The organism is Pseudodesulfovibrio profundus (assembly GCF_900217235.1).
Taxonomy (GTDB): domain Bacteria; phylum Desulfobacterota; class Desulfovibrionia; order Desulfovibrionales; family Desulfovibrionaceae; genus Pseudodesulfovibrio; species Pseudodesulfovibrio profundus.
Window position 1 is genome coordinate 1,581,381 of the sequence record NZ_LT907975.1, and the last position, 13,468, is coordinate 1,594,848.

Below are 13,468 nucleotides of genomic sequence, written 5' to 3' on the forward strand. Positions count from 1 at the left end.
GGGCTAGGCATCTGAAAAGATCAAGGGTAGAATCCGGTCCATGGACAAGACATTTTTAGTGAGCGCCTGCCTCGCAGGCATCTACTGCCGATATAATGGAGAGACCCGTTCCGATCAGCGCATCGTGGATCTCATTTCCGGGGGAAAAGCCATCCCCTTCTGCCCCGAAGCCTACGGCGGACTGCCTACTCCCCGCGCTCCATGCGAGATTCAGGGAGACCGAGTTATTGATAAAGAGGGCGTGGATCAGACCGAACCGTTTATTCGCGGTTCAAAGGAAGGCGTCCGCCTCGCACAGATGGCCGGTTGCACCGAAGCCATCCTCAAGGCCGGCTCCCCTTCCTGTGGCTGCGGCGAGATATATGACGGCACATTCACCTCCACCCGCATTCCCGGCAATGGCGTCTTTGCCCAAATGCTGCTTGATGCCGGAATTCGCGTCCGCACCGAAGAGGACCTCGACGGCTGATGACAGAATTTCTGGACATGCCGCTGACGGTAAAGCCCCACCCCCGCGCCAAGCGAGTACTGGTCAAGCTGGTGCCGGGCAAAGGTATTGAGGTCGTTGTCCCCAAGCGATTCGACACCCGTCAGGTACCGGCCATTCTTGAAGAGAAACGGCGGTGGCTTCGTGAGACCAGCCGCAAAATGATGGAGCGGGGGTATGATCTGAGCGGTACCCCGCCGGAACTGCCCACCAATCTGGATTTGAAAGCATGTGGTCGAGACTATGCCATTGGCTATGTGGATCGTCCGGGACGGGTTCGTATCACTGAAAATGGCTTACGCCTGATGGTGACCGGACCGAAAGAGGATCGCGAAACCATCTTTGATGCCCTTAGCAAGTTCACGGCAGCCAAAGCCCGGGAGTTTGTCCTCCCCATGCTGGATAGCATGAGCCGAAGACTAGACCTCCCCTACTCAGCCCTGCGTGTACGCAGACAGAAAACGCGCTGGGGCAGTTGCTCTGCCAGGGGAACGATCAGCATCAATGCCAAACTCATGTTTCTGCCCGTGGAACTGGTCGAGCACCTGCTGCTCCACGAGCTTTGCCATACGCGCCACCTCAACCACTCCCCGCAATACTGGAAACTGGTGGCACGACATCAGCCGGATTTTCAACGGTATGAACGACTGTTGAGCAAGGCAGGACGGCTGGTTCCAGCCTGGTTCGGCTAAGAGGAAAGGAGTAGCATGCGTACGACATTCATCGGCGTTGGCGAGGCATTTGACGACAACCAACTCAATACCAGTCTACTTATTGAAACAGCAGAATCATCATTGCTGTTGGATTGCGGATTCACCGCCCCGATGGGGTTCTGGAAAGCGGCTGCCCATCCTCTCGACTTGCAGGCCATCTACATTTCCCACTTTCACGGCGACCATTTCTTCGGCCTCCCTGCGCTGCTCATGCGCATGAAGCAGGAAGGACGAACCGCCCCGCTGACCATTTTGGGACAGCCCGGTGTGGAAGCTGTGGTTCGCCAGACAATCGAATTGGCGTATCCCGGTTCTCTGGCCAAGGCTTCATTTGATCTGTCCTTCATGGAATGTTCCGCAGGACAGAACATCGTGCTTGGCCACATGTGTCTTGGCTTTGCCCTGAGCGATCATCCCAGACCATGCCTTGCAATCCGTGTGGACTGCGGTGACAGGGCACTCTTCTATTCCGGTGACGGAGGGGCAACGGCTGACACGGCGGCGCTGGCTGCGGGAGCCGACCTGATCATCCACGAGTCGTTCACAATGGATGCAGACACCCCGGGACATGGGACAGTGGACGCTTCCATTGACTTTGCACGTCGTGCTGGTGCACGACAATTGGCGTTGGTTCATATCGAACGAGATGTTCGCAAATACCAGAACGACCAACTACAGCAACGCATATCCTTATCACAGGAACCACATGTGATCGTACCGGAATCGGGGGATTCCATCACGATCACATCTCGGGAAGGTGATAACTTTACCTCTCAGGTATAATTATAATCGACATCAGGTGTCCACTCTCTCACCATGTGAGCACCAATTCACTTCACAGGGGAAACAAATGGCGGATAAAAAGTACGATGCAATACTCTACGATTTTTTTGAAAAGAAAAATGGTGGAGTCGTGCTGTTGAGCGATGATCAGATATTCAAGAAAACGCTCTCCAACACAATATTCAAAACTATCGGGACCAAACGGGACTGCATGTGGTCTTTTGAAGAGGTCCAACCGGCACTCAAGCGCATACAGCAGTGCCAGAAAGACAAGATCGAGTGCGTGGTGTTCATTGAACGCATCATCAATGAACGGCCCAGCACAGACACCATAATCACGCTAAAACAGCTACTTCCAGACCTTCGGATCATTGCACTTGTCAATGAAACCAAACGCGAGAATATCGCGTATTTTTATGAGATCGGCGTCAACAACGTCATCTCCAAACCGGCGTCCATGAACAACATCATCGAAAAGATGGCGTTCACCATCAAGCCCCAGGGCAAGCTGAGCGAATACATGTCCATCGGGAAAAAGTTCCTGGCAGTCGGCCGCCTCAAGCAGGCGCTGGAAGTCAGTGACAAGATTCTCTCGATCAAACCCGATTCGCCTGCCGGACTGATGCTGCGAGGCGATGTGTATTTGCAGGCCAAGGACCACGACAAAGCGGTCCAAAGTTACCTCAAGGCCCATGAAAGCTCCCGCCTCTACCTTGAACCGCTCAAGAAGCTCGCCAATGCCTATGAAGGTGTTGATGAAGACAAGCAGCTCCACTACCTGGAGAAGCTTGACCGACTGAGTCCGCTCAATGTCGAGCGCAAGACAAACATGGGCAAGGTTCATCTCAACAAGAACAATGTTGAGCGGGCGGAGAAGTACTTTGATCAGGCCATCGACATTGCTACAAAAGAAGCCATGTCCATGATCGGCACCGTTGCCGAACAGATAACGCAGGCTGTCGGGAGCACCTCTCCTGTGCTTGCGGAAAAATATCTGACCAAGGTGCTCAACACCAAGAAAGCAGCGTTGACCAAGGACGATATTACTTTGTTCAACAAGTTGGGTATCGCCCTGCGCGGTCAAGGCAAATGGGAAGATGCCATCGAGAACTACAAACGCGCCCTGACCATCTCTCCCGAGGATGAAGGACTGCACTACAACATGGGCATGGCGTATTACGATGGACGTAAACATCGTGAGGCAGCCCAGTGCTTTGAGCGGGCATTGGAAATCAACCCGGATTTCTACAAGCAGAGCGAGGTGGTCTCCATGAATCTGGCCACTGTATATGCCGATCTGCGGCGCTACGATCAGGCAATCATTTTCTACGAGAACGTCCTGAAGCTCAATCCCAACAATTCGCTGGCCCGCAGCAAATATAATAAAATCAAACCCAATACAGCCAAATAGAACAATTCAAGCCGCCGGTCACTCCGGCGGCTTTTTTCATCGTGTTGACCCTATCCTGCCGGAAAGGATATACTGACCGCAGTATAACCCGACCACCGCTCTTGCAGGGGGGAACACCCGATGCCGCCGTCCTTTGATACCATCGTTCGCAATTTCCTTGAGCAGGACAACGGAGCCATTGTCCAGATAACCGGTGACGTCACCTTTACCCGAGCGCTTCGCCACATCATCAGCCGCATGTTCGGCCTCAAGGGAGACATGCTTTCCACGTTCAGCTCCTTTGCTGACGGTCTTTCCCGATGCCGGGAACTGCAGGAAGCCGAGCGGCCCACCATCGTCCTTATTGAACGGATGCTCAATGAGCGACCCAGCACCGACCAGCTCATCACCCTCAAGCAGGAACTGCCCGACACCACGGTTATCATGCTGACATGGGAAGCAACGCAGGAAACCGTAGCCTATTTTTTCGAGCTGGGCGTCAGTCGCGTCTTGCTCAAGCCCGCTTCCGCCGATCAGATCATCCGTGAACTGGCTCTTGCCATCAGCCCTCCCGGCGAGCTGAAGAATCAGATGAAGCGATGCGAAGAATTGCTACGGGAAGGCAACTATGACGAGGCGCTCGAAATCTCCGACCGAATACTGTTGGTCAAGCCCAACTCTGCGCGAGGTCTCGCCCTGCGTGGCGACGCGCTCATGGGCATAGGCGAAGAAGACAAAGCGATCCGTCAATACATGACCGCCCACGAAGCGCGCCCCATGTTCATGGCCCCGCTGCTCCGGCTTGCTTCGGCATTCAGGGACATGGAAGACGAGCGCGCCCTCGACTACCTCATGACACTGGACGAAATATCTCCCCTCAACCCGGAACGAAAGATCGACATTGCCGAACAGTATCTGCTGCGTGACGATCACGAAGAGGCCGAGGTCTATATGGATCAGGGGGTCGAGGCTGCCGAACGGGAAGCCCTGAGCATGGTGGGCGATCTGACCATGCGTATTGTCGACGCCGTGACCGGCACGGCCCCCCATCTTGCCAAGAAGTACCTGCAACGGGTCATCGACTCGCAACGGGTGGTCGGACTCGACGCGCTTGTTCACTACAACCGGCTTGGCATGCTCCTGCGCGGAGAAGGCAAGTGGGACGAAGCGATTGATGTATATGCCAAAGCTCTGGAAATTTCGCCCGACGATCCGGCCATCCTCTACAACATGGGGCTTGCCTACTGGGAAGGCGGCAAACGCAATCAGGCGTTGCAATCCTTTGAGCAGGCATTGGCCATCGACCCCGAATTCCATCAGGGAAGCGTCGGTGCGACTTTGAATATCGGGCTGCTGTATCTGGACATGCGCATGTACCGCGATGCCGAGCCGTTTTTCCAGCACGTGTTGGAACTTGACCCCAACAACACCACTGCCCGGAAGCGACTACGCATGGTCAAGGAACGACTTGCCGCATAAGCAGTTTATCGGTTCCCGGGCCTGCTCCACTGACACCATCCACGCAATAAAAAAGAGCTGTCCGACAATCGGACAGCCCTGAATTAACCAATGAGAGCAGCGGTTAGCCGCACTTGGTGTACGCACAGGATTTGCAGATGTGGCAGCCTTCCTCAAAGACAAGGGCCTCGCCGCAGTCGGGGCACAGTTCCTTGTTGAGGGATGCGGCGCTGGCATCCACACGATCCCCCTGCATGTAGCGGGATTCAAAGACGTGGGCGATGGCATCAGGAATGGATTTGACCAGATGCTTCTTCATGAAGCGCGGATTCTCGCCGCCGATACCCTTGAGCTGCTGTACGATTTCTCGAACTTCAACACCGGAACGCAGAGCCAGGGAGACAAGACGACCAATGGCTTCGGCCTTGGCAGTGATGGAACCACCGGACTTGCCGATGGTGGCGAACACCTCAAAAGGTTTGCCATTCACTTCATTGACGGTGAGGAAGAGGACGCCCAACCCGGTAGCAATCTTCTGGGTGAAGCCGTAAATGACATCAGGACGGTCCTGAACCACGCTCAGTGCACCGGATTCCTCCTTGTCCTTCTTCTCCTTGTCATCTCCCGTGCACAGCACCTGAGACATCTTGGAGCCGTCACGATAAACGGTCACGCCCTTGCAGCCGTATTCGTAGGCTTTCCAGTAGATATCCCAGATTTCCTCACGGGTGGCCTCATTGGGCAGGTTCACGGTCTTTGACACGGCGTTGTCCGTGTACTTCTGGAAGGCGGCCTGCATCTTCAGATGCCAGATGGGCTGAATGTCCATGGCAGTCACAAACACGCTACGAAGGCTTTCAGGCAGGTGGTCCATCTTCCTGATGGTGCCGACCTTGGCGATCTCTTCCATCAATTTCGTGGAATAGGCATCAGCCTCCCTGAGGGCCTTCTCGAAGAACGGGTTGCTCTCCAGCAGCTTGTCGTCGTCCATGACGTTACGAACAAAGCTGAGAGCAAACAGCGGTTCTACGCCCGAGGAGCACCCGGCGATGATGGACAGGGTCCCGGTAGGCGCGATGGTCGTTGTGGTGGCGTTTCTGTAGGGACCGAGGTTGGTCTCGCCGAAAATGGATTCCGCGTATGCCGGGAACGGGCCACGCTCGGCTGCAAGCTGCTTGGAGGCGGCACGCGCTTCATCGCGCATGAATTTCATGACCCGCTCACCCAGATCAATGGCAGTCTGGGAGTTGTAGGGGATATTCAACTGGAACAGCAGGTCGGCCCAGCCCATAACGCCAAGGCCGATCTTGCGGTTGCGCTCCACTGTTTCCGTGATCTTGTCCAGCGGGTAGATGGATGCATCGATGACGTTATCGAGGAAGCGGACGGACAGGTGAATGATGCGGCGAAGCTCTTCCCAGTCGATCTCGGAATCATGGCCGTTCTTGCCTTTGGCAAAACAGGCACCGAGGTTGATGGAGCCGAGGTTGCAGGCTTCGTACGGCAGCAGCGGCTGCTCGCCGCACGGGTTGGTCGATTCGATCTCACCCTGCGCCGGAGTCGGGTTGTCGCGATTGATACGGTCCAGAAAGACGATGCCCGGATCGCCGGATTCCCATGCCTTGTTGACCAGAATATTGAAGACTTCACGCGCATTGAGCTGGCCGACGACTTCATGGGTATTGGGAGCAATGAGGTCGTAGTCCTCTTTCTTCTCGACCGCCTGCATGAACTGCTCGGTCAACCCGATGGACAGGTTGAAGTTGTTCAGCTCGCCGTCGCGCTCCTTGGCCTTGATGAAATCCATGATGTCCGGATGGTCAACACGCAGGATGCCCATGTTGGCACCACGACGCGTTCCCCCCTGCTTGATCTGTTCGGTGGCACAGTTGAAAATTTTGAGGAACGACAGCGGCCCGGAAGCGACGCCGCCGGTCGAACCGACCACCGACTCCTTGGCACGGAGGCGGGAAAAGGAAAAGCCGGTACCGCCACCGGATTTGTGAATCATCGCCGCATGCTTGACTGCATCGAAGATACCCTCGATGGAGTCTTCCACAGGCAGGACAAAACAGGCAGCCAACTGCCCCAGTCCTGTTCCGGCATTCATCAGTGTCGGCGAGTTGGGCAGGAAGCGGTAGGACGTCATGAGATCATAGAATTCACGAGCAAGCTTGGACGGGGTGTAGACGGATTCCCCGTATTTGCGCTCTTCCTCAGCGATGGATGAGGCTACCCGCCAAAACAGTTCTTTAGGAGTTTCATATACTACTCCGGTCGTGTCCTTTCTTTGATACCGTCGTTGCAAAACTATCTTCGCGTTTTCATTGATATTCGGTTCTGGAAGTGAGTTCGGCATCTTCAGTTTGGACATAGGGCAACCTCTCGTAATATACTTGAATTTCTAGCTTTATGTTTAAAGAAGCCGCCCACAGGGCGGCACCGTCAGAGATTGAAGAGACTACAGAAACAGCACAAAAAAGGCCAGCCATAATATCGTTAAACTGAACGATTTACGGATCTGGCCCCTCTGAAGTAGCTTTAGCTATCAGTAATGCTTACTATTTATTTTTCCTTTTTCAACACATAAAATGCATAACCATAGGTATTCGGATACGCTTCAAAGAGCCGTTTTTCTTTACGGGCCAAATCGATGATCGGTCTCCCATCAGGATCATCACCATACTCTTTTTCCACCTTATCCAATCGCTTGGCTACATCAGCATAGAAGTCAACCCAACACGATGTGTCGATGATGAAGTTGCCACAGTGTGTGTAGCCCAATGATTCTGCAGAATGGACAGTTTCCTTAACAGTACGCATGGCAGGATACCCGTCTGCCCAAAAAACTTTGAGTTCCTCAGGAGCCGAGTCGCGAATGTCTTCTGACAACCAAACCGCATCACTGAATGCGAGATAGCCGCCCGGCTTCAGGAATTGCTTCCAGTAGGCCATAGCCTCATCTACGCCCATGATATAAGCCGCCCCTTCGCACCAGATCAGATCAAACTGTTCCTGCTCGAAGTCAAGACTGGCCATATCCATTCTGCATGGCGTCACCTTGTCAGACAAACCAGCATCCTTTGCCCGCTGTTCCAGCACATCAAGAAACGGTTGATGTATTTCCGTAGCCATAACCGTCCCGTTGCTTATCCGTGCCAGATTCAGGGTCGCGCCACCGCTGCCACATCCTGTCTCCAGTATGGCAGGCCGTTCTTTCAGCCCCTCACACATGGAATACGCTTTTTCCGTCATGGCATAACTGCCTGGACCTTCCCGTTTCAATCCTTCATATATTTTGAAAAACATCTTCATAAATCGTCCTGAATCCTTATTTATTTGCAGTATATGATGAGGAGCTGCCGTCATGGAGCGGATAGCTCGTATTTCCATCGATGGGATGGCGAGTTGCCGCAAAAACGCTTCATGCTTTTGTGGTGCCGTCCGTTCAAACTGAATATGCCACTGCCGCATGTCATCTTCATTGAGTCCCGCAGAACGCAACAATCCAACCCATGTGGCTTTGTCCATGGCAGATACGCCTGCCAGTAGCGCAGGACGACCAAGCAATTTTGCGACCAGTTCCTGTTGCATTCGAATGGTTTCCTGCTCTGTGTTCAATTCTTCCAGACGTTGTTCAAGAGCACCAACAATTCGATTCTCCGGCCCATCATCGAGCATCTCCTTGATCACCGACAGCGCGATGCCTGCCTTTCTGTACTGGCAGATTCGAGCTAATCGACGATCATCTTCCTCTGAATACTGCCGGTAGTCCCCTTTTGCATGCTGATGGGGGGCAAACAAGCCAATGCGCTCATAATAGAGCAAGGTCGAACGCGACAAACCGTGTTTTTTTGCCAGTCGTCCTACTGTGAACATTCGATTGCTACTCCTTGATGAGGTTCAGCATGGTACCGGTGTCCAAATAATGATTCATCATCTGCTTCAACCCGGCGATCTGGCTTGCAAAGCTGTCAATCTTGGCCTCTGCCAATTCAACACCTTCAAGACAAAGCGGGATTATTCGTTGGGACCATTTCAGTTGCGTCGCGCCATCAATGACCTCCAATTCGATGCTTTACCGAATGACACGCATAGAATTGGTGCGAATGAATTCAAGCCTTGATGGTGGTTCAAAGACACTGGTCACCCAGGTATCAGTCGGTCCATCAAGTGGGAAGTCGGTCTGAAACACACAGCCCAGTTCATTTGTCCCGCTTTCTGTATGAACTATGCGACATTCCCAGCCTGGAATCCAATCATACTCACTCACCGGACACAGCAGTCTCCAGATATCATCAATTGGGTATTCCAGCTTCATGGTTTCCGATACCATTTTACCCTCGTACATTCCATCCAACATAGCGCCTCCAAGCTATTGTTTACACAACATTGTCAAAGGGTGATGCACTATGAACGTATAGACAGGTCAAATTTTTTATTTCGGTAAATAAAACGGATTTACGTGTAATGGTTTTTCGTCTATGGGCAGTAGAGCGGTCCATTATAGTAACCATAAAAAGAGAGCACCCGATGAATATTTCCGAGAGGCTGCGCAGAATCAAACCTTCTGCCACCCTTGCTGTGAATGCCAAAGCCATGGAACTGCGTGCGCAGGGTAAGGAAATCGTCAGCCTTGCCGTTGGTCAACCGGACTTTGAAACACCACCACACGTATGCGAAGCTGCTAAAGCGGCTCTTGATGAAGGTTTCACACGATATACGCCTGTACCAGGCATTCCTGAGCTACGTGAGGCCATCGCCGGGTATTATTCCGAATTTTACGGCGCTAACGCAGAAAGCGCTGACACCATGGCCTCCAATGGCGGCAAACAGGTCTTGTACAACCTGCTCATGGCTTTGGTTAACCCCGGTGACGAGGTGCTGATCCCTTCACCCTACTGGGTTAGCTACCCCGCAATGGTACAGCTGGCAGAAGGTGTCTCCGTATTCGTGCCTTCAACCGCCGAAGATGGATATCTGGTTTCCATCGAAGGTCTGAAGGCTGCACGTACTGAGAGAACCAAGGTGCTCATTCTCAACTCGCCCTCTAATCCAACCGGCTGTTGCTACACACAAGCACAGTTGGATGAAATCGCGTCGTGGGCCAGGAAAAACGATATTTTCATCATTTCCGATGAAGTGTATGATCGACTTGTTTACGAACCGGCCAAGCCCTCCTCGCTGGCAAAAACCTGGGAATCTTATCCAGACACCATTGCCATTGTTGGTGCCTTATCCAAATCCTTTTGCATGACCGGTTGGCGTGTCGGCTATACGCTTACTCACCCGGATCTCATTCAGGCCATGTGCAAGATTCAGGGACAATCGACTTCCAACATCAACTCCATCACCCAAAAGTCTGCAATAGCCGGTCTCACTGGATCTTGGGATATAGTTGAAAAGATGAAAGAGTCATTTGTACGACGTCGTGATTTGGCATACGACATCATCACCGGCTGGGGTGCCTCCTGTCCGAAACCTGATGGCGCATTCTACCTCTTTCCTGTCCTGAATCAGTTCTATACGGACGATGCCCCGGACTCCGGCACCATGTGCACCAAAATCCTGGAAGAAGCAGGTGTTGCCCTTGTTCCTGGCTCTGCTTTCGGTGACGACAACTGTATTCGGTTTTCCTACGCCGTGGACGATGCAACGCTTGAGAAAGCGCTCCACGCTGTTGGTAAGGTCTTAACCGGCAAATAAACAGACTCTCATCGTCAAAGGCTGCCATGGTCATGGCAGCCTTTGTTTATGCTTCAGAAACGTGTTGCAACTATCGATGCACTTTCATCACGCTTTCCAAGAATATCGTATCTAACGAGTCATTCACATTTTTCGGCCAGTAATAAAAAAAGGGCAGTCTCATACGAGACTGCCCTTTTATTTTATGGGGTGTGGATCTAGCAGGTGCCAGCGTTTTTACCGCAGGATCTTGCGTTGATGCGAGCAATTGCGCGCTTCAATGAAGCCTGGTTACGAGCGGCATCCACTTTTTCCTTGGCCTTGGCAGTGCGCTCTTCAGCACGCTGCTTGGCCTTCTGGGCACGATCTACATCGATTTCAGTGGCTTTTTCAGCAACCTCAGCCAGAATGGTGACCTGGTTGTTGCTTACTTCAGCAAATCCACCGGCGATGAAGACGTAGTGCGCCTTGCCGTCTTGTTTATAATGGAGATTGCCGATTCCCAGAGCGGAAAGGAAAGGGACGTGGTTCGGCAGTACACCGAATTCACCCATGATACCGGGTGCGCCCACGTACTCCACTTCTTCCGACAATACCTTGCGGTCGGGAGTGACGATCTCGATTTTCAAATTATTAGCCATTGGTTACCTCGCTTACTGCTTGGCTTTCTCTATGGCTTCCTCGATGGGTCCGCACATGTAGAAGGCCTGCTCAGGCAGGTCGTCGTACTTGCCGTCCAGAATGTCGCGGAATGCCTTAACGGTGTCTTCCGTCTTGACGTACACGCCGGGAACGCCGGTGAAGACCTCAGCAACGTGGAACGGCTGGGACAGGAAACGCTGGACGCGACGAGCGCGGGCAACGGTCTGCTTATCTTCGTCGGACAGTTCGTCCATACCAAGAATGGCGATGATGTCCTGCAGGTCCTTGTACTTCTGCAGTACGGACTGGACTTCACGTGCAGTAGCGTAGTGCTCTTCACCGAGAACGTCGGGGGAGAGAATACGGGAGGTGGAGTCAAGAGGATCAACCGCGGGGTAGATGCCGAGCTCAGCAATCTGACGGGACAGAACGAGAGTACCGTCGAGGTGAGCAAAGGTGGTAGCCGGTGCGGGGTCAGTCAAGTCATCCGCAGGGACGTAAACGGCCTGAACGGAAGTAATGGAACCCTTGTTCGTGGAGGTAATACGCTCCTGAAGGCCACCAAGGTCAGTACCCAGAGTCGGCTGGTAACCAACTGCGGAAGGCATGCGGCCGAGCAGTGCGGATACCTCAGCACCAGCCTGGGTGAAGCGGAAGATGTTATCAACGAAGAGAAGCACGTCCTGGCCTTCTTCGTCACGGAAGTACTCAGCACAGGTCAGAGCTGTCAGAGCAACACGAGCACGTGCTCCCGGAGGCTCGTTCATCTGGCCGTAGATAAGTGCGGCTTTCTCGAGAACGCCAGCGTCCTTCATTTCGTGGTAAAGGTCGTTTCCTTCACGGGTACGCTCACCAACACCGGCGAACACGGAAATACCACCGTGCTGCTTGGCGATGTTGTTGATCATCTCCATCAGAATAACGGTCTTACCAACACCGGCGCCGCCGAAGAGGCCCATCTTACCACCCTTCGGGAAGGGAATAAGAAGGTCAACGACCTTGATGCCGGTTTCGAGCAGCTCAACTTTGGTGGACTGCTCGGTGAAGGCGGGGGCTTCACGGTGAATGGGAAGACGCTTTTCGCAGGGAACTTCGCCCATTTCGTCAGCAGGTGCGCCAACGACGTTCATGATGCGGCCCAGAGAACCGGCGCCAACAGGAACGGTGATGGGAGATTCGAGGTCGGTAGCTACCATGCCGCGAACGAGACCTTCAGTAGCGTCCATGGCGATGGTGCGAACGACGTTGTTACCCAGGTGCTGAGCTACTTCGCAGATCAGCTCAGGAGCGTCAGTATTGTTGGGGTTTTTAATCTCCAACGCAGACAGAATGTTGGGAAGATTCCCTTCGGCAAATTCGACGTCGACAACGGCGCCGATTACCTGAACAATTTTACCAGTATTAGCCATTTTTCATAGCCCCCTTTTATCCTTTCAGCGCTTCAACGCCGCCGACAATGTCCATAAGATCGCCAGTAATGGCGGCCTGCCTCGTCTTGTTGAAGAGCAAGGTCAAGCTGTCCGTCAACTCATCACACGCCTTGGTGGCGTTATCCATGGCAGCCATACGAGCTGCGTGCTCGGATGCCGAAGTATCGAGCAGGCCGCGGTAGACCTGGACCTTGATGAAGCGGGGGAGGAGCTCAGCGAGCAGTCCCTCGACAGACGGTTCGTACAAGTAATCACCAGTGCCGCTTTCGCCCTGGCTTTCGCCTTCTTCCTGAGCTGCCATGGGCAGTACAGTCAGAGCTACGGGCGGCTGTTTGGCCATGGACTGGAACTCACCGTACACAACGTGTACTTCGTCCAGTTCTCCATTCATGTAACCGGAGATCAGCTCGTTGCCTACGCTGGCGGCCAGGGTGAAGTCGAATTTTCCGCTCATGGAATCTGCATCCGCACGAACGATTTCGAAATCCAACTTCTTGAAGGCGTCGCGGGCCTTCTTGCCGATGCAGTACATTTTGACAGTCTTGCCTTCGGCGGCCTTTTCTTGAGCGAGCTTTTTGGCCTTGTTTATTATATTGATATTGAATGCGCCACAGAGTCCGCGGTCGGAAGTGGTTACCATGATTGCCACGGTTTTCACTTCGTCACGGACTTCCAGCAGCGGGTGTACCGATTCGTCAGCACCGGCAGCCAAGTCACCCAGCATCTCATAAAACTTGTCCGCATACGGACGGAAGCGTTCAATACGCTCCTGTGCGTTGCGCAGTTTTGCCGAGGCCACCATATTCATGGCCTTGGTGATCTGCTTGGTTTTCTTGACGCCAGTAATCTGGTTCTGGACGTCTCTTAACGAAGCCATTCA

The 13,468-nt window shown here is 53.3% G+C and carries 13 protein-coding genes; 6 read left to right on the forward strand and 7 right to left on the reverse strand.

All coding sequences use genetic code 11. The annotated features are described in order from the left end of the window. Positions 1 to 40: 40 nt before the first annotated feature. From DPRO_RS07595 to DPRO_RS07615, 5 genes are all read left to right on the forward strand, one after another. The gene (locus tag DPRO_RS07595) at positions 41 to 469 is read left to right on the forward strand and encodes a DUF523 domain-containing protein (protein ID WP_097011501.1); all 429 of its coding nucleotides are present in this window, start codon (positions 41 to 43) and stop codon (positions 467 to 469) included. Next, positions 469 to 1,179, forward strand: coding sequence for a M48 family metallopeptidase (locus DPRO_RS07600; RefSeq protein WP_097011502.1), 711 nt, complete (start codon positions 469 to 471; stop codon positions 1,177 to 1,179). The genes DPRO_RS07595 and DPRO_RS07600 overlap by 1 nt, the downstream gene beginning before the upstream one ends. Before the next feature lie 15 nt (positions 1,180 to 1,194). After that, a complete protein-coding gene (locus DPRO_RS07605) occupies positions 1,195 to 1,983 on the forward strand; it encodes an MBL fold metallo-hydrolase (protein ID WP_097011503.1) in 789 nt (262 codons plus the stop codon). A gap of 67 nt (positions 1,984 to 2,050) precedes the next feature. Further along, positions 2,051 to 3,394, forward strand: a complete 1,344-nt coding sequence (locus tag DPRO_RS07610; protein WP_097011504.1) for a tetratricopeptide repeat protein — start codon at positions 2,051 to 2,053, stop codon at positions 3,392 to 3,394. Between the two features lie 120 nt (positions 3,395 to 3,514). Then, entirely contained in the window at positions 3,515 to 4,852 is a 1,338-nt protein-coding gene (locus DPRO_RS07615) for a response regulator (RefSeq protein ID WP_097011505.1), read from the forward strand. A gap of 103 nt (positions 4,853 to 4,955) precedes the next feature. On the opposite strand, the gene DPRO_RS07620 is transcribed toward DPRO_RS07615, so the two are convergent. The 4 genes from DPRO_RS07620 to DPRO_RS07635 form a co-directional block, all read right to left on the reverse strand. Beyond that, a complete protein-coding gene (locus DPRO_RS07620; RefSeq protein ID WP_097011506.1) occupies positions 4,956 to 7,205 on the reverse strand; it encodes a vitamin B12-dependent ribonucleotide reductase in 2,250 nt (749 codons plus the stop codon). Between the two features lie 191 nt (positions 7,206 to 7,396). Next, positions 7,397 to 8,710, reverse strand: a complete 1,314-nt coding sequence (locus DPRO_RS07625) for a MerR family transcriptional regulator (RefSeq protein ID WP_097011507.1) — start codon at positions 8,708 to 8,710, stop codon at positions 7,397 to 7,399. A gap of 7 nt (positions 8,711 to 8,717) precedes the next feature. After that, positions 8,718 to 8,900 (reverse strand): hypothetical protein, encoded by a 183-nt coding sequence (locus DPRO_RS07630; protein ID WP_097011508.1) that lies wholly within the window; start codon positions 8,898 to 8,900, stop codon positions 8,718 to 8,720. Positions 8,901 to 8,909: 9 nt separating this feature from the next. Then, positions 8,910 to 9,194, reverse strand: coding sequence for a hypothetical protein (locus tag DPRO_RS07635; protein ID WP_097011509.1), 285 nt, complete (start codon positions 9,192 to 9,194; stop codon positions 8,910 to 8,912). Between the two features lie 170 nt (positions 9,195 to 9,364). On the opposite strand from DPRO_RS07635, the gene DPRO_RS07640 reads away from it, so the two are divergent. Beyond that, on the forward strand, positions 9,365 to 10,537 hold the full coding sequence (locus DPRO_RS07640) for a pyridoxal phosphate-dependent aminotransferase (RefSeq protein WP_097011510.1): 1,173 nt from the start codon (positions 9,365 to 9,367) through the stop codon (positions 10,535 to 10,537). Between the two features lie 197 nt (positions 10,538 to 10,734). Here the strand turns inward: DPRO_RS07640 and DPRO_RS07645 are convergent, their stop codons facing one another. Genes DPRO_RS07645 through DPRO_RS07655 form a run of 3 tightly spaced genes read right to left on the reverse strand, consistent with a single transcriptional unit; the run spans position 10,735 to position 13,465 of the window. Beyond that, positions 10,735 to 11,157 carry a F0F1 ATP synthase subunit epsilon gene (locus DPRO_RS07645; RefSeq protein WP_097011511.1) on the reverse strand — a complete coding sequence of 141 codons (423 nt, stop codon included), beginning with the start codon at positions 11,155 to 11,157 and terminating at the stop codon, positions 10,735 to 10,737. Positions 11,158 to 11,169: 12 nt separating this feature from the next. Continuing rightward, positions 11,170 to 12,567: a F0F1 ATP synthase subunit beta gene (atpD, locus tag DPRO_RS07650; RefSeq protein WP_097011512.1), complete on the reverse strand. Its 1,398-nt coding sequence runs from the start codon at positions 12,565 to 12,567 to the stop codon at positions 11,170 to 11,172. 16 nt (positions 12,568 to 12,583) lie between these two features. Continuing rightward, entirely contained in the window at positions 12,584 to 13,465 is an 882-nt protein-coding gene (locus DPRO_RS07655; RefSeq protein ID WP_097011513.1) for a F0F1 ATP synthase subunit gamma, read from the reverse strand. Between the last annotated feature and the right edge of the window lie 3 nt (positions 13,466 to 13,468).

Bases quoted from the DNA above. Each gene is read 5' to 3' on its own strand.
- DPRO_RS07615 (WP_097011505.1), top strand. From the start codon at position 3,515: ATGCCGCCGTCCTTTGATACCATCGTTCGCAATTTCCTTGAGCAGGAC.
- DPRO_RS07600 (WP_097011502.1), top strand. From the start codon at position 469: ATGACAGAATTTCTGGACATGCCGCTGACGGTAAAGCCCCACCCCCGC.
- atpD (WP_097011512.1), bottom strand. From the start codon at position 12,567: ATGGCTAATACTGGTAAAATTGTTCAGGTAATCGGCGCCGTTGTCGAC.
- DPRO_RS07620 (WP_097011506.1), bottom strand. From the start codon at position 7,205: ATGTCCAAACTGAAGATGCCGAACTCACTTCCAGAACCGAATATCAAT.
- DPRO_RS07610 (WP_097011504.1), top strand. From the start codon at position 2,051: ATGGCGGATAAAAAGTACGATGCAATACTCTACGATTTTTTTGAAAAG.
- DPRO_RS07595 (WP_097011501.1), top strand. From the start codon at position 41: ATGGACAAGACATTTTTAGTGAGCGCCTGCCTCGCAGGCATCTACTGC.
- DPRO_RS07640 (WP_097011510.1), top strand. From the start codon at position 9,365: ATGAATATTTCCGAGAGGCTGCGCAGAATCAAACCTTCTGCCACCCTT.
- DPRO_RS07655 (WP_097011513.1), bottom strand. From the start codon at position 13,465: ATGGCTTCGTTAAGAGACGTCCAGAACCAGATTACTGGCGTCAAGAAA.
- DPRO_RS07605 (WP_097011503.1), top strand. From the start codon at position 1,195: ATGCGTACGACATTCATCGGCGTTGGCGAGGCATTTGACGACAACCAA.
- DPRO_RS07645 (WP_097011511.1), bottom strand. From the start codon at position 11,157: ATGGCTAATAATTTGAAAATCGAGATCGTCACTCCCGACCGCAAGGTA.
- DPRO_RS07625 (WP_097011507.1), bottom strand. From the start codon at position 8,710: ATGTTCACAGTAGGACGACTGGCAAAAAAACACGGTTTGTCGCGTTCG.
- DPRO_RS07635 (WP_097011509.1), bottom strand. From the start codon at position 9,194: ATGTTGGATGGAATGTACGAGGGTAAAATGGTATCGGAAACCATGAAG.